The 21,673-nt window shown below is 65.0% G+C and carries 24 protein-coding genes; 13 read left to right on the top strand and 11 right to left on the bottom strand.

Annotated features, from left to right (window positions below; genetic code table 11):
- Positions 1-2 precede the first annotated feature (2 nt).
- Both flgM and flgA read right to left on the bottom strand, forming a co-directional pair.
- The gene (gene flgM, locus SOM61_RS21935) at positions 3-317 is read right to left on the bottom strand and encodes a flagellar biosynthesis anti-sigma factor FlgM (protein ID WP_147934366.1); all 315 of its coding nucleotides are present in this window, start codon (positions 315-317) and stop codon (positions 3-5) included.
- Between the two features lie 117 nt (positions 318-434).
- The gene (flgA, locus tag SOM61_RS21930; protein WP_320476044.1) at positions 435-1,136 is read right to left on the bottom strand and encodes a flagellar basal body P-ring formation chaperone FlgA; all 702 of its coding nucleotides are present in this window, start codon (positions 1,134-1,136) and stop codon (positions 435-437) included.
- A gap of 166 nt (positions 1,137-1,302) precedes the next feature.
- Here flgA and flgB point away from each other — a divergent pair, with 166 nt between their 5' ends.
- From flgB to flgL, 11 genes are all read left to right on the top strand, one after another.
- A complete protein-coding gene (gene flgB, locus SOM61_RS21925) occupies positions 1,303-1,719 on the top strand; it encodes a flagellar basal body rod protein FlgB (RefSeq protein ID WP_320476043.1) in 417 nt (138 codons plus the stop codon).
- Positions 1,720-1,733: 14 nt separating this feature from the next.
- Entirely contained in the window at positions 1,734-2,135 is a 402-nt protein-coding gene (gene flgC / locus SOM61_RS21920; RefSeq protein WP_071361650.1) for a flagellar basal body rod protein FlgC, read from the top strand.
- A gap of 13 nt (positions 2,136-2,148) precedes the next feature.
- On the top strand, positions 2,149-2,865 hold the full coding sequence (locus SOM61_RS21915) for a flagellar hook assembly protein FlgD (RefSeq protein ID WP_320476042.1): 717 nt from the start codon (positions 2,149-2,151) through the stop codon (positions 2,863-2,865).
- A gap of 41 nt (positions 2,866-2,906) precedes the next feature.
- Positions 2,907-4,442 carry a flagellar hook protein FlgE gene (locus tag SOM61_RS21910; protein ID WP_320476041.1) on the top strand — a complete coding sequence of 512 codons (1,536 nt, stop codon included), beginning with the start codon at positions 2,907-2,909 and terminating at the stop codon, positions 4,440-4,442.
- A gap of 26 nt (positions 4,443-4,468) precedes the next feature.
- Positions 4,469-5,209 carry a flagellar basal-body rod protein FlgF gene (gene flgF, locus SOM61_RS21905; protein ID WP_320476040.1) on the top strand — a complete coding sequence of 247 codons (741 nt, stop codon included), beginning with the start codon at positions 4,469-4,471 and terminating at the stop codon, positions 5,207-5,209.
- A 64-nt stretch (positions 5,210-5,273) separates the two neighbouring features.
- Positions 5,274-6,056 (top strand): flagellar basal-body rod protein FlgG, encoded by a 783-nt coding sequence (gene flgG, locus SOM61_RS21900; protein WP_320476039.1) that lies wholly within the window; start codon positions 5,274-5,276, stop codon positions 6,054-6,056.
- 10 nt (positions 6,057-6,066) lie between these two features.
- Positions 6,067-6,720, top strand: coding sequence for a flagellar basal body L-ring protein FlgH (locus SOM61_RS21895; RefSeq protein ID WP_320476038.1), 654 nt, complete (start codon positions 6,067-6,069; stop codon positions 6,718-6,720).
- A 15-nt stretch (positions 6,721-6,735) separates the two neighbouring features.
- A complete protein-coding gene (locus SOM61_RS21890; RefSeq protein WP_320476037.1) occupies positions 6,736-7,860 on the top strand; it encodes a flagellar basal body P-ring protein FlgI in 1,125 nt (374 codons plus the stop codon).
- Between the two features lie 31 nt (positions 7,861-7,891).
- Positions 7,892-8,854 (top strand): flagellar assembly peptidoglycan hydrolase FlgJ, encoded by a 963-nt coding sequence (flgJ, locus tag SOM61_RS21885; RefSeq protein WP_320476036.1) that lies wholly within the window; start codon positions 7,892-7,894, stop codon positions 8,852-8,854.
- A 90-nt stretch (positions 8,855-8,944) separates the two neighbouring features.
- On the top strand, positions 8,945-10,942 hold the full coding sequence (gene flgK, locus SOM61_RS21880; protein WP_320476035.1) for a flagellar hook-associated protein FlgK: 1,998 nt from the start codon (positions 8,945-8,947) through the stop codon (positions 10,940-10,942).
- A 26-nt stretch (positions 10,943-10,968) separates the two neighbouring features.
- Positions 10,969-12,198 (top strand): flagellar hook-associated protein FlgL, encoded by a 1,230-nt coding sequence (flgL, locus tag SOM61_RS21875; RefSeq protein ID WP_320476034.1) that lies wholly within the window; start codon positions 10,969-10,971, stop codon positions 12,196-12,198.
- On the opposite strand, the gene SOM61_RS21870 is transcribed toward flgL, so the two are convergent.
- Positions 12,199-14,226, bottom strand: a complete 2,028-nt coding sequence (locus SOM61_RS21870; RefSeq protein ID WP_320476033.1) for an AsmA family protein — start codon at positions 14,224-14,226, stop codon at positions 12,199-12,201.
- 197 nt (positions 14,227-14,423) lie between these two features.
- On the opposite strand from SOM61_RS21870, the gene SOM61_RS21865 reads away from it, so the two are divergent.
- Positions 14,424-15,305: a CPBP family intramembrane glutamic endopeptidase gene (locus SOM61_RS21865; protein WP_320476032.1), complete on the top strand. Its 882-nt coding sequence runs from the start codon at positions 14,424-14,426 to the stop codon at positions 15,303-15,305.
- Positions 15,306-15,380: 75 nt separating this feature from the next.
- Positions 15,381-15,866, top strand: a complete 486-nt coding sequence (locus SOM61_RS21860) for a GNAT family N-acetyltransferase (protein WP_320476031.1) — start codon at positions 15,381-15,383, stop codon at positions 15,864-15,866.
- On the opposite strand, the gene SOM61_RS21855 is transcribed toward SOM61_RS21860, so the two are convergent.
- The 8 genes from SOM61_RS21855 to fliL all read right to left on the bottom strand — a co-directional run bounded on the left by SOM61_RS21855 (position 15,863) and on the right by fliL (position 21,479).
- On the bottom strand, positions 15,863-16,774 hold the full coding sequence (locus tag SOM61_RS21855; protein WP_320476030.1) for an alpha/beta hydrolase: 912 nt from the start codon (positions 16,772-16,774) through the stop codon (positions 15,863-15,865). The two genes, SOM61_RS21860 and SOM61_RS21855, sit on opposite strands and share 4 nt — an antisense overlap.
- A 51-nt stretch (positions 16,775-16,825) precedes the next feature.
- Positions 16,826-17,671, bottom strand: a complete 846-nt coding sequence (gene fliR / locus SOM61_RS21850; protein ID WP_320476029.1) for a flagellar biosynthetic protein FliR — start codon at positions 17,669-17,671, stop codon at positions 16,826-16,828.
- A 7-nt stretch (positions 17,672-17,678) separates the two neighbouring features.
- Complete coding sequence (gene fliQ, locus SOM61_RS21845; RefSeq protein ID WP_005665867.1) at positions 17,679-17,948, bottom strand: flagellar biosynthesis protein FliQ; 270 nt, start codon at positions 17,946-17,948, stop codon at positions 17,679-17,681.
- A 10-nt stretch (positions 17,949-17,958) separates the two neighbouring features.
- Positions 17,959-18,696 (bottom strand): flagellar type III secretion system pore protein FliP, encoded by a 738-nt coding sequence (gene fliP, locus SOM61_RS21840; protein WP_320476028.1) that lies wholly within the window; start codon positions 18,694-18,696, stop codon positions 17,959-17,961.
- Complete coding sequence (fliO, locus tag SOM61_RS21835) at positions 18,686-19,459, bottom strand: flagellar biosynthetic protein FliO (protein WP_320476027.1); 774 nt, start codon at positions 19,457-19,459, stop codon at positions 18,686-18,688. The genes fliP and fliO overlap by 11 nt, the downstream gene beginning before the upstream one ends.
- A complete protein-coding gene (gene fliN / locus SOM61_RS21830) occupies positions 19,456-19,896 on the bottom strand; it encodes a flagellar motor switch protein FliN (protein ID WP_123067746.1) in 441 nt (146 codons plus the stop codon). The genes fliO and fliN overlap by 4 nt, the downstream gene beginning before the upstream one ends.
- Before the next feature lie 65 nt (positions 19,897-19,961).
- A complete protein-coding gene (fliM, locus tag SOM61_RS21825; RefSeq protein ID WP_109346692.1) occupies positions 19,962-20,945 on the bottom strand; it encodes a flagellar motor switch protein FliM in 984 nt (327 codons plus the stop codon).
- A 12-nt stretch (positions 20,946-20,957) separates the two neighbouring features.
- Complete coding sequence (gene fliL, locus SOM61_RS21820) at positions 20,958-21,479, bottom strand: flagellar basal body-associated protein FliL (RefSeq protein WP_320476026.1); 522 nt, start codon at positions 21,477-21,479, stop codon at positions 20,958-20,960.
- Positions 21,480-21,673: the final 194 nt, after the last annotated feature.

Genomic DNA, 21,673 nt, shown 5'->3' with positions numbered 1-21,673 from the left:
GTTTAGCGTTGTCTTGAATGGAGCAAGTCGCGTACGGTTTCTAGCAAGCCGTCCGCCACTTTCTCGGAGTTGACTTGGAACTGGCCATCGGCGATGGCCATCTTGATGCGTTCGACCTTCTTCGCGTCGAACACCTGCGCGCCGCCGCCCACCGCATTGGCCATGGCCTGGCCTTGCGAGGACAGCCGCACGCTGTCGGTCTGCGCCTGGGTCGTTGGCGCCGTCGTTGCGGCCTTGTCGGCGCCACGCGCGGTATTCGTCTGCGTGGCCGCCGGCTGGAGGCCAGGGTTGCCCTTGAGCGTATCGTTGATTTTCACAGCATCATCCTTCTCGGTTCGAAGCTACAAGCTCCGGGATCTGCTTGTTGTAACGGCTGCGCCTTTACAAACTTTAGCGATCAATCACGAAATCGATGCGTCAAAATCACAATTTCTTTACAGCACTATTTCCACCATCCCGCCGTTGCGCGCCAGGCCGCTGACGACGGTGCCGGACTGGGTGCGCACCTGCACCACCTGGCCGTCGCTGGCGTTGTTGATCGCCTTGGCTTCGCTCGATACCGAGAAGTTCGAACCGCGCGATACCAGCCGTACCGCCTGGCCCTGCTTGATCACCTGCTGGCTGCGCAGGGTGTCGGCGCGCAACGCGGTGCCGGCCGGCAGCGAGATGGTCGGGGTGCGGCCGATCGCCTGCGCCACGTCGGTGATGATGCCGTTCGGCATGGCGGCGATGTCGGCCTTCACCAGCACCAGCTGGCTCGCATCGAGCGGCTGGCCCTGGGCCAGGGGCACGGCGGCGGCGACGTAGTCCGCCACCACGCTCACCTGCGCCTGCAGGTAGAGCGACCAGGCCGGGGCGCTGCAGCGCACGCCCACCGTGGTCTTGCCCCAGGGACGGGCGCCCGGTTGCAGGAAGGCTTCCGGCGCCGGGCAGGCCGGCAGGGAGAGGCGCGGGTCGACGCCGCCCACCTTCACCGTCACCTGGCCCGGCAGGCCGGCGCTCTGGGTCTTGAGGAACTGCTCGGCGACCGCGCGCAGGCTTTCCGCCTTCTGGCGTGCGGCGGCGGGCGTCTGTTGCGCCTGGACGGCGCCGACCAGCAGGGCCAGCAGCGAAAACGCGACAAATTGCTGTTTCATAGTGATTCCAGTTGAAGGAACATCGGGAATGCTGCAATCTTAGGTCCAATGATTCCGTAGCGAAACATTGAATAGCGGGGCATTTCCACCTCCTTATCCGTCGATTGGCCGGCAAGCCGGGTCCGTATCATCGCTTCTGTCCCAACAAGCCACCATCGGAGGCAGCATGATCGGCAATCTCGACAACTACCTGCGTTTCAATGAAACCGCACTGTCCCTGCGCTCGCAGCGCCAGGAACTGCTGGCGTCGAACATCGCCAACGCCGACACGCCCAACTACAAGGCACGCGACATCGACTTCGCCAGCGCCTTGCAGAATGCGATGGCGGGCGGCAAGAGCGCGGGCGCGATGAACACTACCAGCAGCAACCATATGCCGCGCGGCGCCGCCACCGGCGACACCCTGGCCAATGGCACGCCGGTGCTGTATCGCGGCGTGGTGCAGGGCAGCGTCGACGGCAATACCGTCGACATGGACGTCGAGCGCAACCAGTTCGCCGACAACGCGCTGCGCTACGAGGCCGGGGTCATGATGATCAACAGCCAGCTCAAGGGCCTGATGACGGCGCTGCAGAGCCAATAAGGAGCTGATTGACCATGTCGCTATTTAATATCTTCAATGTGTCGGGCTCGGCGATGAGCGCCCAGGCCCAGCGCCTGAACACCACCGCCAGCAACCTGGCCAACGCCGACAGCGCCACGTCGCCCACCGGCGAGGCCTACCGCGCCAAGGCGGTCGTGTTCGAGTCGGTGCCGACCGCCTCGGGCGCGACCGGCGTGCGGGTGCGCGAAGTGGTCGAAGACCCCTCGCCGCTCAAGCAGGTCTACGATCCCAAGCATCCGATGGCCGACGACAAGGGCTATGTGTCGATGCCCAACGTGAACGTGGTCGACGAGATGGTGAACATGCTGTCGGCCTCGCGCTCCTACCAGACCAACGTCGAAACCATGAACGCAGCCAAGACCATGCTGCTCAAGACCCTGACCATCGGACAATAAACTTCTACTTACCATGACCAGCCCGATCAGCACCCAGAGCCCGACCGCGAATATCGCCGACCTGCAGACAGCAATGAACGCCAAGGCCAAGACCGAGACCGACAGCGTCCAGGCCGACACCGACAAGTTCATGACCATGCTGGTAACCCAGCTCAAGAACCAGGATCCGCTCAGCCCAATGGACAACGCGCAGATGACCAGCCAGCTGGCCCAGTTGCAGACCGTGACCGGCGTGAACAAGCTCAACACGACCCTGGAGTCGCTCAAGACCAGCTACCAGTCGACCGAAGCGCTGCAGGCGACCCAACTGATCGGCAACGGCGTCCTGGTCGAAGGCAAGGACATCCTGCTGCACAAGAGCCAGGCGATCCTGGGCCTGGAACTGGAAACCCCGGCCGACAAGGTGCAGATCACCATCGTCGACTCCAAGACCGGCAAGGACGTCGCCTCGATCGAGCTGGGCGAACAGGAAGCCGGCATCCTGCCGATCGCCTGGGACGGCGTGCCTGACCCGGCCAAGGTCGACGCCGACGGCAAGCCGATCGCGCTGCCCGACGGCGCCTACACCTTCCGCGTCGTCGCCAGCCGCGGCGGCGAGACGCTCAAGGACGTCAAGACGCTGTCTTTCGACAGCGTCGCCAGCGTCACCACCGGTGGCAAGGACGGCGTCAAGTTGAACCTGCCTGGCAAGGGTGCCGTCACCCTGGCCGATATCAAACAAGTCATGTAAGCCGAGCTGCTTACTCTCTACCCTTATTCAGGAGTACTACCATGTCTTTCCAACAAGGCTTGAGCGGCTTGAATGCTGCAGCTAAATCGCTTGACGTCATCGGCAACAATATCGCCAACGCCAGCACGGTCGGCTTCAAGGGCTCGACCACCCAGTTCGCCGACGTCTACGCCAATGCGCTCAACGGCGCCGGCGGCATTTCGGCCGGTATCGGCGTGAAAGTGGCAGCCGTCGCCCAGCAGTTCAACCAGGGTAATATCGAAACCTCGGGCAATCCGCTCGACATCGCCATCAACGGCGCCGGCTTCTTCCGTATCGAACAGGCCGGCGTGGTGCAGTATTCGCGCAATGGCCAGTTCTCGCTCGACAAGCAGGGCTTCATCGTCAATGCACAGGGCGCAAAACTGACTGGTTATGGCCTGGGCCCGAACGGCCAGCTGGCCGCCGGCGCGCCGGTGCCGATCAGGATCGACACCTCGGACCAGCCACCGAAGGTCACCGAGAACATCTTTGCCGAGATCCAGCTCGACTCGCGCGTCGAACCGCCGAAGAACAAGCCGTTCAATGCGGACGATCCATTCTCGTACAACAAGCAGAGCGCCATGTCCTCGTATGACACGCTGGGCAACCCGCACACCCTGCAACTGTATTACGTGAAGACCGAAGCCGGCACCTGGGATGTCTACACCAGCATGGGCGGCACCGAGAAAACCGCGCTCGAAACCGCCGGCGTCACGCTGACCGATGCTCCGACGGTGGCCGCGCGCACGGCATGGGACACCGCGGCCGCGGCCGGCAAGGGCGCCGCGCTTACTGCATATGCGACCGCCGCCTCCGGCGCCGTGCTGACCAAGGCGCTCGCCGCCTACACGGCCGCCGGCACCACGATGAGCGCGGACGACCAGGCCGCCATCGCCGCCGCCGCCAACGCCGCCGCCGCCGTGCCGGGCACGACGCCGGAGCAGGTCGATGCTGCCATCCTGAAGGCGCTGAAAGTGCCTGCGGCCAAGCTCGGCACCCTCAATTTCGACACCAATGGCGCCCTGAACATGGCGACCAGCGGCACCTCGCCTGGTTTCAACGGCAAGTTCTCGACCAACCTGCCGGTGGTGCCGTCCACCGGCGCCGAGCTGCAGATCCCGGTCACCTTCGACTTCGCCAACAGCACCCAGTACGGCGGCCCGACCAGCGAAAAACGCCTGGACCAGGATGGCTACAAGCCGGGCGCCCTGCAGCGCTTCACCACCGGCGCCGACGGCACCATCCTGGGCCAGTACAGCAATGGCCAGACCAAGCCGCTGGGCCAGGTTGTGCTTGCCAACTTCACCAACCCGAACGGGCTGGAGTCGCTGGGCAATAATGCCTGGGCCGAATCGTCCGCCTCCGGCACCGCGCTGATCGGCACCGCCGGCACCGGCGGCATGGGCGTGATGCAGTCGGGCTCGGTCGAAGCCTCGAGCGTCGACCTGACCGCCGAGCTGGTCAACATGATCACTGCGCAGCGCGTGTACCAGGCCAACTCGCAGACCATCAAGACGCAGGATTCGGTGCTGCAGACGCTGGTGAACCTGCGTTAATCGCCGCAAGACAATAAGGACCGACCATGGACCGCCTGATCTACACCGCCGCCTCCGGCGCCAAGCACATCCTCGAGCAGCAGGCCACGACCTCGAACAACCTGGCCAACGTCAGCACCACCGGCTTCCGGGCCCAGATGGACGTGTTCCGCGCCGCGCCGGTGCAGGGCCCGGGCCTGCCGACGCGCGCCTTCGTGGTCGACTCGACCGCCGGCAACGACTTTTCGTCGGGCGCGCTGCAGGTCACGGGCCGCGACCTGGACGTGGCGGTGAAAGGGCAGGGCTGGCTGGCGGTGCAGATGCCGGACGGCACCGAGGCGTACACCCGCAACGGTTCGCTGCAGATGAGCCCGAACGGCGTGCTGACCACGGCATCCGGCCAGACCATCGCCGGCGAGGGCGGTCCGATCACGATTCCTCCCGACGGCACCGTGACGGTCGGCGGCGACGGCACCGTCTCGACCATCTCCAACGTCGATTCGCCGGCCGCACCGGCCGTGCTGGGGCGCCTGAAGCTGGTCAATCCGCCTGAAGGCGACCTGGTGCGCGGCGACGATGGATTGTTTCGCCTGAAGGATGGCGGCAACGCCCAGCCCGACCCCAATGTGCGGGTGGCGGGCGGCGCGCTCGAGGGCAGCAACGTCAATCCGGTCGATTGCATGGTCGACATGATTTCCCTGGCCAGGTCGTTCGACACGCAAATGAGCCTGTTGAAGAACGCCGAGAATAACGCCGCAAAAGCGACCCAGATCCTCGCTTTGAATTGATAGTTGCCCCGGCATAATTCTATTGTGCGTGGCGGTGTTCGCCTGCCACCAATAGGAGAATGCCATGATTCGTTCGCTGTATATCGCCAAGACCGGTCTGGAAGCCCAGCAGACCAATCTGGACGTCATTTCGAACAACCTCGCCAACGTCAGCACCAACGGCTTCAAGAAGTCGCGCGCCGTGTTCGAGGACTTGCTGTACCAGAACGTGCGCCAGCCAGGCGCCCAGTCGTCGCAGCAGACGAACCTGCCATCGGGCCTGCAGATCGGTACCGGTGTGCGCACCGTCGCTACCGAGCGCATCCACACCCAGGGCAATCCCCAGCTGACCGGCAATGACAAGGACGTCATGGTCAACGGTCCCGGCTACTTCCCGGTCCTGATGCCGGACGGCACCCAGGCATATACCCGCGACGGCTCCTTCCAGAAAGACCAGAACGGCCAGCTCGTCACGTCGAGCGGCTTCGTGGTCCAGCCCGCCATCACCGTGCCGGTGAACGCCGAATCGATCAGCGTCGGCCGCGACGGCACCGTGTCGGTCAAGATCGCCGGCGAAGCCGCGCTGACCCAGATCGGCGCCCTGCAGCTGGCCACCTTCATCAATCCCGCCGGCCTCGAGTCGCGCGGCGAGAACCTGTACGTCGAAACCACCGCCTCCGGCGCGCCGAACCTGAACGTGCCTGGCACCAATGGCGCCGGCAACCTGATGCAAGGTTACGTCGAAGCGTCGAACGTCAATGTGGTCGAAGAGATGGTCGCCATGATCCAGACCCAGCGCGCCTACGAGATCAACAGCAAGGCGATCACGACGTCCGACCAGATGCTCCAGAAACTGTCGCAGCTCTAATCCCGTGCTCATGAAAACCCTGTCCCTGTCTTTCCTCGCAGCCGTGGTGCTGCTTGCCGGTTGCAATACCGCGCCGACCACCATCGTGCAAGGCCCGACCAGCGCCCGTCCGATGCTGGTCGACAGCGCGCCGGCCTCCGACGGCGCGATCTTCAACGTCAACAGCTACCGCCCGATGTTCGAAGACCGCCGCGCACGCCATATCGGCGATCTGCTGACCGTCAACATCAGCGAGCGCACCACCGCGACCAAGACCGGCGCCAGCTCGGGCAACAAGACCGGCAGCGCCAGCTTCACGGCGCCTGGCGTGATCGCTGGCGTGATTGGCGCCGGCGTCGACCTGGAGTCGGGCACCAAGTATGCCGACGGCGACAACCAGAGCGCCTCGAACAACTTCAGCGGCACCATCGGCGTGACCGTCACCGAAGTGCTGCCTAACGGTAACCTGATCGTGGCCGGTGAAAAGCAGGTCGCGATGAACAAGGGCACCGAGTTCATCCGTTTCTCGGGCATGGTCAGCCCGGACACCATCCAGGCCGGCAACACGGTCTCGTCGGCCGTGATCGCCGATGCGCGGGTCGAATACCGCACCAACAGCCGTCTCGACCGCGCCGAGGTGACCTCGATGCTGTCGCGTTTCTTCCTGTCGATGCTGCCGTTCTGATTGTTAGAGAATCCCATGCGTAAAATTTCCTCCTTCATGCTGCTGGCCGCCGCCCTCATCGGGGTTGGGCTGACTGCGGCGCCCCTGGCCCAGGCCGAGCGCCTGAAGGACCTGGCGACCATCGCCGGCGTGCGCCAGAATCAGTTGTCCGGCTACGGCATCGTCGTGGGCCTGGACGGCACCGGCGACCAGACCACGCAAACCCCGTTCACCGTGCAGTCGATCAAGGCGATGCTGCAGCAGAAGGGCGTCAACCTGCCGCCCGGCGTCCAGCTGCAGCTGAAGAACGTGGCGGCCGTCATGGTCACCACCTCGCTGCCGGCCTTCGCCCAGCCGGGCCAGACCCTGGACATCACCGTGTCGTCGATCGGCAACGCGAAGAGCCTGCGCGGCGGTACGCTGCTGATGGCGCCGCTGCATGGCGCCGATGGCCAGGTGTATGCGATGGCCCAGGGCAGCCTGGTGGTCGGCGGCGTCGGCGCGCAAGCCCCGGGCGGCGGCGCGCAGGTGCAGGTCAACCACCTGTCGGTGGGCCGCATCTCGGCCGGTGCGACCGTCGAGCGCGCGGTGGCCTCGAACCTCGGCGCGGACAACCAGATCCGCCTGGAACTGAAAGAGACCGATTTCGCCACCGCGGCGCGCGTCGTGGAGGCCGTCAACGACCAGTTCGGTCCTGGCGTCGCCACCGCCCTGGATGGCCGCGTGGTGCGCGTGCGCACCCCATCGTCGAGCGACCAGCGCGTGGCCTTCCTGGGCCAGCTGGAACAGATCGACGTCAAGCAGCCGCTGGCCTCGGCCAAGGTGATCATGAATGCGCGCACCGGTTCGGTGGTGATGAACCAGGCCGTGATGCTGGACGACTGCGCGATCTCGCACGGCAACCTGTCGATCACGATCGGCAACGACACCCAGGTGAGCCAGCCGAATCCGGGCACCCTGGGCGCCACCGTCGTGACCCAGAACCCGAGCGTCGAGATCCGGAAGGAACCGGGCCAGGTGCTCAACGTGAAGGGCGGCGCCTCGCTGGCCGAAGTGGTGAAGGCGATGAACTCGATCGGCGCCACCCCGCAAGACCTGCTGGCCATCCTGCAGGCGCTGAAGGCGTCCGGTTCGCTGCGCGCCGAACTCGAAATCATCTGATCGCATCTCAATCCAACCTGCCGAGCCACGCATGATCGCTTCGACCACTTCCGCCGACCAGACCGCCAAACTCGCGCTCGACACCAACAGCCTCAATGGCTTGCGGCAGAGCGCGAAGGACGGCTCGCCGGCCGCCATGAAGGAAGCGGCGACCCAGTTCGAAGCGATGTTCATCAATATGATGATGAAGAGCATGCGCGACGCCACGCCGCAGGAAGGCCTGATGGACAACCAGCAGACCAAGACCTTCACCACCATGCTCGACCAGCAGACCAGCCAGAACCTGGCCAAGCGCGGCGTCGGCCTGGCCGACGTGCTGGTGCGTCAGCTGAGCTCGCAGCAGATGGGGCAGCAGGCGCTGGCGATCGGCGCCGACGGTGTAAGTGCCGGTTCGGCTGCCGGTGCCACCGCGCCTGGCATGAAGGGCCTGCCGACCGCGATGAACGCCGCCGCCATGTACCAGAACAGCGCCGGTACCCAGGTCGCCAGCAAGGCGCCGCCGCTGGCCGCCACCACCGAGAGTGGCCGGGTGCAGGCGCCGCACGTGCGCGCCTTCCAGGAAAAGATGCACGAGCACGCCCATGCGGCCGAGCAGACCACCGGCGTGCCGGCCAAGTTCATGCTGGGCCAGGCCGCGCTCGAGACCGGCTGGGGCAAGCGCATGATCAAGAATACCGACGGCACCAGCAGCAACAACCTGTTCGGCATCAAGGCCGGCCCTGGCTGGAAAGGCAAGGTTGCCACTGCCGTAACCACCGAATACGTGAACGGCAAGCCGCAAACCCGGGTCGAGAAATTCCGCGCCTACGATACGCCGGCCGATTCCTTCCGCGACTACGCCAGGCTGATCACGAACAATCCGCGTTACGAAAAAGTCGTCGCCAGCGGTGGCGATGCCGAATCGTTCGCCAAGGGCCTGCAGCGCGCCGGCTACGCGACCGACCCGAATTACGCGGCCAAGCTGACCCGATTGATCAAGAACTCGCTGGCCTGAAGACCTGGCCCAGAAAAATGTCCTTACAAATCACCGTCAAGTTTTTCCCAAAACTGCCGTAGACGGACTTGTTAAAGAGAGAAAATAATCATGAGTAGCCTTCTCGCCATCGGTAAAACAGGTCTGTACGCAGCACAGGCGGCCCTGTCCACGACCGGCCACAACATCACCAACGCCAATGTGGCCGGCTATAGCCGCCAGGTGGTGGTGCAGGCGACCGCGGCGGCCCTGAACACCGGCGTCGGCTTCATGGGCACCGGCACTCAGATCTCGCAGATCAAGCGCTACAGCGACGACTTCCTCAATACCCAGGTACGCACCGCCCAGGCCGGCACGAGCGGCCTGGAATCGTATTATTCGCAGATCAAGCAGATCGACAATCTGCTGGCCGACACCACCTCGGGCCTGACCCCGGCGACCCAGGGCTTCTTCAAGGGCATCCAGGACATGGCGGCCAACCGCGCCTCGGTGCCGTCGCGCCAGGCGATGCTGTCGAGCGCCGAGACGCTGGCCACGCGCCTGAACGACCTCGATGCGCGCCTCGGCCAGATCCGCGAAGGCGTCAATTCCGAGATCGAGTCGAGCGTCACCGCGATCAACACCTATGCCAAGCAGATCGCCAAGCTCAATGACCAGATCGGCAACTACGCTTCGTCGGATCAGCGTCCGCCGAACGACCTGCTGGACCAGCGCGACCAGCTGGTGCTGGAACTGAACAAATACGTCAAGGCCGACGCCCGGCCAGGCGACAACAACAGCCTGACCGTGTCGATCGGCAATGGCCAGCCGCTGGTGGTGGGCCAGGATTCCTTCCAGCTGGCAGCCATGGCTTCACCAACCGACCTGAGCCGCCTCGAAGTAGGCTACCTGGTGGGCGGCAAGGTGTCGGTGCTGCCGGACGGAGCCCTTCCGGGTGGCAAGCTGGGCGGTGCGCTCGATTTCCGCAGCACGACCCTGGACAAGGCCCAGAGCCAGCTGGGCAAGATCGCGGTCGGCCTGGCCTTCGAATTCAACCAGCAGCACGAGCTGGGCCTGGACCAGAATGGCCAGCCGGGCAAGCCCTTCTTCAGTATCGCGCCGGGATTTGTCGGCGCCAGCATCAATAACGCCAAGGGCACCGCCGCGGATCCCGCCGCCGCCGTGACGGCCAAGATCGTCGATCCAAGCAAGCTGAGCGACAACGACTACGAGGTCAAGTTCAACGACGGCGAATACCATGTGGTCAGCCTGCCGGGCCGGCAAGCGGTCGGTTCGATCGCGCCGGATGCCGACGGCAATGCCACGCTGGTCGTGAACGGCGTCGAACTCTCGTTCTCGGAACGTCCACGCCAGGGCGATACCTTCCTGGTGCGTCCGACCATCAATGGCGCGTCCGATTTCAAGGTGTTGATCAACGACGTGTCGCAGATCGCAGCCGCGGCGCCGATCCTCGGTGGCGACCTGCCGACCAACACCGGCACCGGCAAGATCTCCGAGACCAAGGTCGACAACGACTTCCTGGACACGCCGCCGGCGCTGCCGATCACGCTCACCTTCAACAAGGGCACGCCCGCCGCGCCTCCCGCGCCTGCCACGCCCGACACGCTGACCGGTTTCCCGGCCGGCGAGACCATCTACAAGGTGGACGCCAAGGGCAACAAGACCGAAATCACCGGCCCCGTCGAATTCGAGAACGGCGCCACCTACAGCTTCGGCGGCATCAGCGTGACCATGACCGGCGCGCCGGGCGGCGGCGACCGGTTCACCATCAGCGACAACAGCAGCGGCGTCGGCGACACCCGCAATATCGCGGCGCTGGGCGAGCTGCAGACCAAGAACATCTTCAACGGCGGCACCGCCACCCTGCAGTCGTCATACGCCCAGATGGTGAGCGAAGTCGGCAACAAGACGCGCGAAGTCCAGATCAACGCCGCGGCCGGCAATGCCCAGCTGGCGCAGGCCCAGGGCGCGCAGGCCGACGTCTCGGGCGTCAACCTGGACGAGGAAGCCACCAACCTGATCAAGTACCAGCAGGCCTACCAGGCGGCCAGCAAGGTGATGCAGATCGCCGGCACGATCTTCGACTCGCTGCTGTCGATCAGCCGCTAACGCCCGGGCCCACGCGAAAGACAATCATGCGCATCAGTACCCAGAGTTTCTACAACACCTCGACCAACCAGCTCAACAACCTGCAGTCGGCGCTCGCGCGCACGCAGATGCAGCTGTCGACCGACCGCCGCCTGCTGACCCCGGCCGACGATCCGGTGGCGTCGGCGCGCGCGCTCGAGGTGACCCAGTCGCAGAACATCAACGCCCAGTTCGCGACCAACCGCAGCAGTGCGAAGTCGTCGATGGCCCACGTGGAATCGGCGCTCCAGAATGCCGGCGACCTGCTCCAGGAAATCCAGGAGCTGGCGGTGGAGGCCGGCAACGGCATCATGCTGCCAGCCGACCGCGAGAAGCTGGCGACCGAACTCGAAGGACGCCTGACCGACCTGCTGGGCGTGGCCAATACCTCCGACGGCGTGGGCGGCTACCTGTTCTCGGGCTTCAAGACCACCACCCAGCCGTTCACGGCGACGGCGAACGGCGCCGCCTACCAGGGCGACTCGGGCGTGCGCCAGCTGCAGGTGAGCGACTCGCGCAAGGTGCCGCTGTCGGCCTCCGGCAGCACCGTGTTCGAATCCATCCCGACCGGCAACGGCGTGTTCACGACCAAGGCCGACGCCACCAACAAGGGCGCAGCGATCATCTCGTCGGGCTCGGTGGTCAACCGCCCGGGCCTGGACAACACGAAGTACGAGATCGAGTTCGGCATGAGCGCGGACACGCCGCCGGTGCCGACGTATTCGGTGTACAACACCAGCAACGATCCGCGCACCGTCCTGCCCGACCAGCAGGACCTGCCCTACAAGGAAGGCCAGCAGATTTCCTTCGGCGGCATGGCGATGGACATCAAGGGCGTGCCGGCCGCCGGCGACAAGTTCAGCGTCGAGCCGAGCCAGAAGCAATCGGTGTTCACCACCGTGACCGACCTGATCAAGACGCTGCGCTCGCCCACCGACGGCTCCACCGGCAAGGCGGCCCTGACCAACCAGCTGAACTCGGCGATCGACAACCTCAAGAACGCCCACGACAACGTGCTGACGGTGCAGGCCTCGGTCGGCGCCCACATGAACGAGCTCGACTACCTCGACAGCGCCGGCATGGACCTCGACATCCAGTATGCGAGCACGCTGGACGACCTGCAGGGACTGGACACCGTCAAGGCGATCTCGGACTTCTCGCAGCAGCAGTTGACCTTGCAGGCGGCGCAGATGTCGTTCAAGACGATGTCGGGGCTGTCGCTGTTCAACGTCATCTGATTAGCGCGCCGCCACCGGCTTCGGCGGCGTCTTCGCATTCACTTTCGGCGGCTTGGTCGCTTCCTTGATCTCGGCGCCGCAGTTGGTGTCCGGCGCCTTGTCGATGTTAACCAGCGGCAGCAGGGCAGCCAGGGGATTCACGGCGGCCAGGGCCACGGCGGCGCCCGCCTTCAGCGCCAGTGGCCCCGCCTGCGGCCCGACCTTAGGCTCGGTGAAAGTGCCGCGCGCATACAGCGGCGTACGCAGCGACAGTACGCGCGCGCCCTTGGTCTTGGGTCGCACGTCCAGGTCCAGGCGTTCGCTGGCCAGGTCGACGTAGCCCGACATGTTGACTACCGCGTCCTCGCTGTCGAGCACGAAGCGGTCGATGTTGGCGCGGCCGTTGCGCACCGTGGTCTGGGCCGCCACGCAGTTGAGCGTCATCTGCTTGTCGCCGAAGATCTTCACGAAGATGGCGTTGGCCACGTTCAGGCCGGCCAGTTCGAGCATGAACTGGCTGACCGAGCCTTCGGTGACGACGGCATTGATCTCGCCGTGCGAGGTGCCGAGCATGGCGGCCACCGAATTACCCTTGCCGGCCAGCACGCCATCACCGTTGACCTCACCGAAGCTGGCCTGCATCGATTGCAGCTTGGGGAACAGTTCGCGGATCTTGAGACCGCGCGCCGCCAGGCGCGCCCCGGCGTCCAGGGTCTTGCCGTTGCCGTCGAGTCGAATGTTCGACGTGATGCGCCCGCCAGCCATGCCGAAGCTGAGCGGGGTGAGCGTGAGCACCTTGTCCTTCATGCGGATGGTGGCCTCGAGGTCTTCCAGCGGAATGTCGTGGGTGCGCACGATGCGCTTGCCGGAGAACTTGACGTCGGCATCCAGCGCGCCCCATTTCTCGGTATTGAACCCCTCGACCGGCAAGGCCTTGCCGCTCGGCGGCGCCTTGACGCGTCCGGCTTCCTTGGTGCCGGCGCCGGTATCGGCGCCAATGGTCGGACCCAGGTCGGCCAGGCGCAACTGTTTCGAGGTCAGGGTGCCGCTCAGGAAGGGACGCGGCTTGCGCTGGGCAAAGGTGAGGGTGCCGGCCAGGTCGCTGGCGCCGACCTTGCCGGTGAAATCTTTATAGGTGAACGTCCAGAATTCGCCGTCCTTCTTGCCCAGCAGCTCGCCGCGCGTGGAGTAGGGCGGCGTTTCGGGCAGCAGCACGCCGGTCAGCCCGTACAGGTCGGCCATGCTGGCGCCGGCCAGTTCCATCTTGAGGGCGAAGCCGGAGGGCGAGCGCGGATCGCGCACCACGCCGCGCAGGCCGAGCTTGTTTTCACCGGCGCTGGCCTTGGCCTCGATCGGGAAGGTGATGTCTTCGCCGGTCAGCGACAGCACGGCGCCGGCCTTGCCGCCGCCAACGATCTTCGCCTTGTTGTAGGTGCCGGACAGCGTGAATGCCAGGCCATACGGCGGCACGCCCTCGGCCGGCGCGGTCTGCTGGCCGTCGATCGAGCGTGCATCCAGACGAAGGTCCAGGCGAAGCGGCTCGTCCTGGTAGCGCAGCTTGCCGCTATTGAAGGACAGGCGCTGGATGTCGACCTTCCATTGCGACGGACCGTTGTCCTTGAAGGTCCAGGAATTGCGGCCGTCCTCGAGGCGCTGCACGGCGATGTCCGGCCCCGCCAGGCGCAGCTCGGTGATGACGACGTCCTTGCGCAGCAGCGGCAGCACGTGCAGGCCCATCTCGACGCGCTGGGCAGTGGCCATCTGCGGGCCGACGGTGCTCCAGGTCGGGTTGCTCATGGTGACGTCGTTGGCGCTGATGAATGGCCGCGGCACGTAGCGCCGCCAGCCGCGTTCGCTGTCCAGTCCACGCTGGAACTTCACGTCCAGGTCGCCCCGGATCGCGAATTCACGGCCGGTGGTCTCCGACACCTTGCGGTTGATATACGGCCGCAACATATTCCAGTCGAACAGGAGGAAGAACAGGATCACGATGACCGTGATTCCGAGCAGGATCCAACCGACGATCTTGAGAGGTCTTGATGTTTTCATGTCGATAGCGGCCACATGCATGGCTTGGTGGAGGCGCTACGCCCTGGGATGTTCAGGCTACCCCTGCCGTGCGCTTTTGTTTGTTGGCTAAGTAGCATTACGGCCGAAAAGTTGGATTTTCAGGCATCTACCGTCTACCTCATGGCGTAAGTACAAAGTTCTTAATTGCAATTTTGTCCGGAATATAATCACGTCCCATGACCATTGCCATCCACGTCCTGCTCACTTTCGGCCTGCTGGCCCTGACTGTCCTGTCCCTGTGGGCGCCGCTGCCCGCCATTCGCGGCAACCGCGCCTGGCCCTGGTGCGGCGGCCTGGTGCTGGCGATACTCGCCGGCCTGCATGGCGGCATACTCGACTGGCGCGCACCGCTGTCGATCGCGGTCTTTGCCGCGCTGGCCTGGGGCGCGCGCGAGGCGCGGGGCAAGCATGTGCGGGCGCTGCTGCTGGTGCTGACCACGGTCGCCGCCCTGGCGCTGGCGCTGCACAAGGCGCCAGGCTTCCATAATCCGCTGCTGGCCGACGGCATCCGGTTTTCCGGCGACGGCGCCCCTTTCGCGCTGTGGGCCAACTTCGACAAGGCGGTCGTGGGCATCGTGCTGGTCGGCGTGTTCTGTGAACGCATCGGCAGCGCGGCCGAATGGCGGGAGATGCTGCGCCGGATCGCGCCGGTGGTGGCGTCAGTGCTGGTGGTCGTGCTGGGACTGGGTTGGCTGCTGGGGCAGATCCGGCTGGATGTCAAATGGACGCCCTGGTCGGCCTGGTTCCTCGCCTCCAACCTGTTGATTACCTGCGTGGCGGAGGAAGCGTTCTTCCGCGGCTTCCTGCTCGAGAAGATGGCCCATGCCATGCGCGGCTGGCGCGGCGGCGTGCTCGTCGCCACGCTCGTGACGTCGATCCTGTTCGGCCTGGCGCACCTGGGCGGCGGGAGCCTGCTGGCGCTGCTGGCCACGATCGCGGGGCTGCACTATGCGGCGGCCTACCTGCTGTCGAAACGGGTGGAAGGGGCGATCCTGGCGCACTTCGCCCTCAACGCGGTGCACTTTTTGGCGTTTACCTATCCGTCACTGGCGCGCTGAACTGACCAGGCGAAGCGTTGACGATTCTTTTGCCGCGAATTTACACTGTTCCATATCGGGTTATGGAGAATACAGATGTCGGGCCTTACGATCCACGAGTTCAGCGACAAGCTCGCGCACCACTTCCACGACATCAACGCCGAGTGGATCAATGCCATGTTCAAGCTCGAGGCGACTGATAGGGAGGTGCTGGAAAACCCGCGCGCCAGGATCGTCGACCCTGGCGGCGTGATCCTGTTCGTGGAAGCGCACGGACTGGGCATCGTCGGCACCTGCGCCTTGCAAAAGACGGGCGAGCGCAGTTTCGAGCTGACCAAGATGGGCGTGCGCGAAAGTGCGCGCGGCCTGAAGGCCGGCGAGTTCCTGCTGGAGGCAATGATCGCGCGTGCCATGCATCTGGGGGCCGAGCCGCTCTACCTGCTCAGCAACGCCAAGTGCGCCGCCGCCATCCACCTGTACGAGAAGCTGGGCTTCGAGCACGACGCCGGCATCATGGCGGATTATGGCGCGCGCTATGCGCGCTGCGACGTCGCGATGCGTTACCGCGCACCGGCGAGCTAACCCAGGAAGAACTCCAACCCGCGCGCCATGGCCGGGAACATCGCCGAGCCATGGTTTTCGTGGGCCAGCAGGTGGAACTGGACCCGCGCCAGCGTCTGCTCCGCCTGCAGCCGCCCGGCGAGCTCGCGCGCCTCGTCGACCATGCGCCGCTTGGCCGCGATCGCCTGGCGGCCTTCCAGCACGGCGCCATTCGCCGCCGGCTGTTCCAGCTCGCCCACGGTCAGCATCAGCGAGGGCTTCGAGGACAGCGCGGCAACACGTTTGGCGAATCCGTCCATGCCGGACAATACCGCGCGTTCGCCATACCAGATCGATGGGCTGGCCGCGAGATAGGTCTGGAACATGGCGGGACGGGTGAACAGCGCGTGCAGCGTGCACAGGCCGCCGTAGGAGTGCCCATGCAAGGCCTGGCGCGCCGGGTTGAGCGGCGCCAGCGTCGCCACCAGCGGCTTGAGTTCTTTCTCGATGAAGTCGAGGAAGAGGTCGGCGCCGCCTTCGGTCGCCGGTCCCGCAGCGCCGGTCGGCGGCGTGTAGTCGCGGCCGCGCGCGCTGTTCCAGGGCTGGTCGCCGGCATAGCCGATGCCGACGATGACGGGCGGCGTCTGGCCGGTCACACTGCTGCGCACGCCCGCCGTGCGGCCCATCAGCGCCAGGGTTGGGAAGGTTGCATTGCCGTCCAGCGCATACAGCACCGGATGCCCGGCGGCGGGCGCCGGACCGGATGGCACGGCGATGAAGATGCGGTAGTGCTGGCCGGTGATGGCGGACTTCAGGTCATATTGCCGGGCCAGCGGCAGGGTGGCGGTTTGCCATCCCTCGGCGGCGCGCGCCAGCGGGGTGGCGAGGCCGGCCAGAGTGGTGACGGCGGCGGCGCCGATCAGGCGGCGGCGATGCGAGGAGTCGGGCATATGACACAGGATGAATGAGAATTATTCTCATTTTAACCTTGTTTCCTGTAATCATCCAGACGCAGGCACCACCGGCGTCGGCTGGGCAGGCGCCGCGGCCGGTGTGCCCGGCTGCGGATTACCTGCCCGCGGCAGCGAACGGGTCGTCTCGATGCCCTGGTTGAACAGGTTGACGATCGGTGCGCTGAGGTAGGGCAAGGCCAGGCTCAGGGTCAGGAAGCCCACGCCGAGCGTGATCGGGAAGCCGATGCCGAAGATGTTCAGCTGCGGCGCGGCGCGCGTCAGGATGCCCAGGGCGACTTGCGTGATCAGGAGGGCGGCGATGATCGGCATCGCGATCTGCAGCCCGGCCGAGAAGATCCGCCCGCCCCAGCGCGCCAGTTCCAGCGCCGCGTTGGAGGAAAACGGCGTCTCGGTGATCGGCATGGTGATGAAACTCTCGGCCAGCGCCTCGAGCAGCACCAGGTGGCCGTTCACGGCCAGGAAGGCCATGGTCGCGACCAGGGCCATGAACTGGCTGATGGCCGACGAGCGTCCGCGCGTGCTGGGATCGAAGAACATGGCGAAACCCAGGCCCATGGTCTGGCTGGCCACCTCGCCCGCGTACTCGACGGCGGCGAACACGAGGCGCATGGCGAAGCCCATCGCCAGCCCGATGATCATTTCCTTGACCAGGATGAGCAGGCCCGCCCACGAGGTCGGATCGACGGCCGGCACCGCCGGCACCAGCGGCGCGATCACCAGCGCCAGGAACACGCCCAGCAAGACCTTGACGCGCAGCGGCACGGCGGCGTTGCCGAACAGCGGTGCGGCGGCGATCAGCCCCAGGATGCGCGACAGCGGCCACAGCAGCGCTGCGATCCAGGCGTTGATCTCGACCGAAGTCAGCGTCAGCACGCCGGCCTTACCCGATCAACCCCGGAATCCCGGTGAACACCTGCCGCATATAATCGAGCATCACCGACAGCATCCACGGTCCGGCCACCACCAGGGCGACGAACACGCCGACCAGTTTCGGAATGAAGGACAGGGTCGCCTCGTTGATCTGGGTCGCGGCCTGGAAGATGCTGATGATCAGGCCGATGATCAGCGCCACCAGCAGCAGCGGCGCCGAGATCATCAGGGTCACTTCCATGGCCGTGCGGCCCATCGTCATCACGCTTTCGGGTGTCATGGCCGCGTCCTCAGTAGAAACTCTGGGACAGCGAGCCCAGCAGTAACTGCCAGCCGTCGACCAGCACGAACAGCATCAGCTTGAACGGCAGGGCAATGACGGCGGGAGACATCATCATCATACCCATCGCCATCAGCACCGACGCCACCACCATGTCGATGATCAGGAACGGTATGAAGATCGCGAAGCCGATCTGGAACGCCGTCTTGAGTTCGCTGGTGACGAAGGCCGGGATCAGCACCCGCAGCGGAATGTCTTCGGGGCCTTGCAGCGCTTCGGAACGCGAGATCTTGACGAACAGCGCCAGGTCGGACTGGCGCGTCTGCTTGACCATGAATTCCTTGAGCGGCACCGCGCCCCGGTTCATCGCATCGGTCATCTGGATCTCGTTGCGCTGCAGCGGCAGATAGGCCTCGCTGTAGATGCGGTCGAACGTCGGCCCCATCACGAAGAAGGTCAGGAACAGCGCCAGCCCCACCATCACCTGGTTCGGCGGCGCGGTTTGCGTGCCCAGCGCCTGGCGCAGCAGAGACAGCACGATGATGATGCGGGTGAACGCCGTCATCATCAGCAGTGCGGCCGGCAGGAAGGTGAGGGAGGTCAGCAGCAGCAGGGTCTGGACCGGCAGCGAGTATGACGTGCCGCCGCCCGGCCCCGGGCTGCTCTGGAATGCCGGGATGCCGGGCTGGGCTGCCGCGATCAGCGGCAGGGCCAGTGCGCCGGCCAACAGGAAATATTTAGCTCGCATTGCGTTTGTCGATCGTCTTCTTGAGCCAGTCGGAGAAGTTATTCGCCGGGATGGTGCCGTGCGCGGCAGCCGGCGTCAGGTCCGCTTCCTGGCGTGGCATGGTGTGCAGGGCGTTGACGCGGCCCGGCGCGGCGCCGACCACGATCCACTGGTCGCCGACTTCGACCACCATGATGCGTTCGCGTCCGCCCAGGTTCAGGGCGCCGACCACGCGCAGGTTGGCGCTACCGCCGCTCATCTTGGGGCCGTAGCGCTTCATTACCCAGGCCAGGCCGGCCAGCAGGCCGAGCACCAGCATCAGGGCCAGGATGGTCTTGAGCAGGCCGCCGGCGCCGGGACTGGCGGTGGACGAGGTGGGCATCGAGGCCGGCATCGACACCCGCGGCGCTTCGCTCAACGGCGCGGTGGATGTCGGCGACACGGGCGCGGTGGCGACCGGCGGGTTGGTGTCGGCGGCTACGGCGCCGTCGCCCGGCAGCGGGGCGGTCGGCGGGGCTTTCGCGGTGGGTGTGGTCGCCGGGGCCGGCACGGCCGGCGCAGGTGGGCGGCCGGTGGTGGTTTCGCCGGGACGGCGTGGCGTTTCGGAATTCTCGTGGGCGGCCGGGGCAGGCGCGGTCGAGGTGTCGGTCGTCGCGGCTTGCTGGGCGAAGGCGACGAGCGGAGCGAACAGCAAGGCCGCCGCAAGCGCCCGTGGGGTGGACGGCGTCGCCGTCCACCCCACGGCAGGGAGGAAATCAGGGGCAAGGGCGCGGCGCGGGGTCATTTATTCAGTTTGCGAATCCGTTCAGATGGCGTGATGATATCAGTGAGTCGGATCCCGAACTTGTCATTCACGACCACCACCTCGCCCTGGGCGATCAGGCAGCCGTTGACCAGCACGTCCATCGGCTCGCCGGCCAGGCCGTCCAGCTCGACCACCGAGCCCTGCGCCAGCTGCAGCAGGTTCTTGATGGCGATCTTGGTGCGGCCCAGTTCCACCGTCAATTGCACCGGGATGTCGAGGATGAAGTCGATGTCGTTCGGCGTCTCGTTGCGCGCGCCCTTGTTCGAAAAATCCTTGAACACGGCGGCAGCCGCGGCCGGGGCGGTCGCCTGCTGTTGCTGGCGCTCGAGCGCCGCGGCTTCGGCCGCGGCCTGCTCGGCGATCGCCGCGCCCCAATCGTCGTCGATGTGGTCCTGGTCTTCCTGGTTGTCCGACATGGTGTTCTCCTGTATTGCTTCTATCTTGCCCCGGCCGGCGCCCTGCGCCTGGCCAATCATATCGATTACTTGCTGAAGGTGTCGCTATTGGCGAGCAGCTTCTCGACCTTCAGCGCATATTGCCCGTTGTGCACGCCGTAACTGCAATCCATCACCGGCACGCCGTCGACCGTGGCCTGCAGCATCTCGGGCACCACGATCGGGATCACGTCGCCAATCTTCATGTTCAGGATCTCGTCGAAGTTCGCCTTGCCATTGCCAAGCACCGCGACCAGCTCGACCTCGGCGACCTGGATCTGCTGCGTCAGCAGGCGCACCCAGCGCTTGTCGACTTCCAGCGCTTCGCCCTGGATGCTCGAGGTCAGCGCATCGCGGATCGGCTCGATCATCGAGTAGGGCATGCAGAAGTGGATCTGGCCCGACACCGAGCCCAGCTCGACCGTGAAGGTGCAGGACACCACGACTTCGTTCGGGGTCGCGATGTTGGCGAACTGCGTGTTCATCTCAGAGCGGATGTACTCGAACTCGATCGGGTACACCGGCTCCCACGACTTGCCGTAGGCCTCGAACACGATGTCGAGGATGCGCATGATGATGCGCTGCTCGGTCTGGGTAAAGTCGCGGCCCTCGACGCGGGTGTGGAAACGCCCGTCGCCGCCGAACAGGTTGTCCACCAGCAGGAACACCAGGCCCGGATCGAACACCATCAGGGCGGTGCCGCGCAGCGGCTTCATGTGGATCAGGTTGAGGTTGGTCGGGACCACCAGGTTGCGGATGAACTCGCTGTACTTGGAGACCCGCACCGAACCCACCGAGACCTCGGCGCTGCGGCGCAGGAAGTTGAACAGACCGACCCGCAAATACCTGGCGAAACGCTCGTTGATGATCTCGAGCGTCGGCATGCGGCCGCGCACGATGCGCTCCTGCGTTGCCAGGTTATAGGTGCGTACCCCCGAGGTGTCTTCAGGCGTCGCTATGTCGTCCTGATCGCCGTTGACCCCTTTTAAGAGGGCATCGACTTCTTCCTGTGAGAGGAAATTATCGGCCATGTTTCTAGGTAATTACTGGATGATGAACGAGGTGAATAATACGTCGGACACTTCCTGTTCGTCGCCCTGTTTTTCAAACGGCTCGACGATCGCCGCCTGGATTTCGGACGCCAATTGCTGTTTGCCCTCCACCGTATTGATTTCGGACGCTTTTTTGCTCGACAACAGGAGCAGCACGCGATTGCGCACGATCGCCATATTGTCCTTCACCGCGGTCGCCTGTTCCGCGCCCTCGACTTGCAGGGTGAACTGTACCTGCAAATACTGCTCGCCGTTTTCGGGCTGCAGATTGACGGTAAAGGCCTCGATCGGCACGTATTCCGGCTTGGCCGCCGGGTCTTTCTTTTTCTTCTTCTTGGTTTCCTTGGCCGGAGCGTCTTCTTCGCCATGGGCGGCCGAGGACTGGCTGAAATACCAGCCACCGCCGGCGCCCGCGCCAAGCACGAGAACAGCGGCGAGGATCATGATGATGAGCTTTTTCTTCGAGCCGGCCGGCGCCGCTGCCGCCGCGTCCGCTTTCGGATCAGCCTTCATTTTCGGATTCGCTTTCAAAATAGGTCTTCAGTGCTGGTTAAGGGGTACAACATTATGGCATTGTCGCGGAAAGATGCACCCGGGCAAGCCCAGAAAAGAGGGAGGAAGAGGCAGTAAATCCGGAATTGTTGCAGGCGCGCGATGATGGAAAGTAAAAGGGAGGGCGATTCGTGGTCGCGCTTGTTCTTTCGCTA

Origin of the sequence: Massilia sp. CFBP9012 (assembly GCF_034045115.1) — a bacterium.
In the GTDB taxonomy this organism is placed as follows: Bacteria; Pseudomonadota; Gammaproteobacteria; order Burkholderiales; family Burkholderiaceae_D; genus Telluria.
The sequence above is the reverse complement of the archived record's forward strand: the minus strand, read 5'-3'. Positions and strand labels throughout refer to the sequence as shown.

Bases quoted from the DNA above. Each gene is read 5' to 3' on its own strand.
- flgA (WP_320476044.1), bottom strand. From the start codon at position 1,136: ATGAAACAGCAATTTGTCGCGTTTTCGCTGCTGGCCCTGCTGGTCGGC.
- flgB (WP_320476043.1), top strand. From the start codon at position 1,303: ATGATCGGCAATCTCGACAACTACCTGCGTTTCAATGAAACCGCACTG.
- flgC (WP_071361650.1), top strand. From the start codon at position 1,734: ATGTCGCTATTTAATATCTTCAATGTGTCGGGCTCGGCGATGAGCGCC.
- SOM61_RS21915 (WP_320476042.1), top strand. From the start codon at position 2,149: ATGACCAGCCCGATCAGCACCCAGAGCCCGACCGCGAATATCGCCGAC.
- SOM61_RS21910 (WP_320476041.1), top strand. From the start codon at position 2,907: ATGTCTTTCCAACAAGGCTTGAGCGGCTTGAATGCTGCAGCTAAATCG.
- flgF (WP_320476040.1), top strand. From the start codon at position 4,469: ATGGACCGCCTGATCTACACCGCCGCCTCCGGCGCCAAGCACATCCTC.
- flgG (WP_320476039.1), top strand. From the start codon at position 5,274: ATGATTCGTTCGCTGTATATCGCCAAGACCGGTCTGGAAGCCCAGCAG.
- SOM61_RS21895 (WP_320476038.1), top strand. From the start codon at position 6,067: ATGAAAACCCTGTCCCTGTCTTTCCTCGCAGCCGTGGTGCTGCTTGCC.
- SOM61_RS21890 (WP_320476037.1), top strand. From the start codon at position 6,736: ATGCGTAAAATTTCCTCCTTCATGCTGCTGGCCGCCGCCCTCATCGGG.
- flgJ (WP_320476036.1), top strand. From the start codon at position 7,892: ATGATCGCTTCGACCACTTCCGCCGACCAGACCGCCAAACTCGCGCTC.
- flgK (WP_320476035.1), top strand. From the start codon at position 8,945: ATGAGTAGCCTTCTCGCCATCGGTAAAACAGGTCTGTACGCAGCACAG.
- flgL (WP_320476034.1), top strand. From the start codon at position 10,969: ATGCGCATCAGTACCCAGAGTTTCTACAACACCTCGACCAACCAGCTC.
- SOM61_RS21870 (WP_320476033.1), bottom strand. From the start codon at position 14,226: ATGAAAACATCAAGACCTCTCAAGATCGTCGGTTGGATCCTGCTCGGA.
- SOM61_RS21865 (WP_320476032.1), top strand. From the start codon at position 14,424: ATGACCATTGCCATCCACGTCCTGCTCACTTTCGGCCTGCTGGCCCTG.
- SOM61_RS21860 (WP_320476031.1), top strand. From the start codon at position 15,381: ATGTCGGGCCTTACGATCCACGAGTTCAGCGACAAGCTCGCGCACCAC.
- SOM61_RS21855 (WP_320476030.1), bottom strand. From the start codon at position 16,774: ATGCCCGACTCCTCGCATCGCCGCCGCCTGATCGGCGCCGCCGCCGTC.
- fliQ (WP_005665867.1), bottom strand. From the start codon at position 17,948: ATGACACCCGAAAGCGTGATGACGATGGGCCGCACGGCCATGGAAGTG.
- fliP (WP_320476028.1), bottom strand. From the start codon at position 18,696: ATGCGAGCTAAATATTTCCTGTTGGCCGGCGCACTGGCCCTGCCGCTG.
- fliO (WP_320476027.1), bottom strand. From the start codon at position 19,459: ATGACCCCGCGCCGCGCCCTTGCCCCTGATTTCCTCCCTGCCGTGGGG.
- fliN (WP_123067746.1), bottom strand. From the start codon at position 19,896: ATGTCGGACAACCAGGAAGACCAGGACCACATCGACGACGATTGGGGC.
- fliM (WP_109346692.1), bottom strand. From the start codon at position 20,945: ATGGCCGATAATTTCCTCTCACAGGAAGAAGTCGATGCCCTCTTAAAA.
- fliL (WP_320476026.1), bottom strand. From the start codon at position 21,479: ATGAAGGCTGATCCGAAAGCGGACGCGGCGGCAGCGGCGCCGGCCGGC.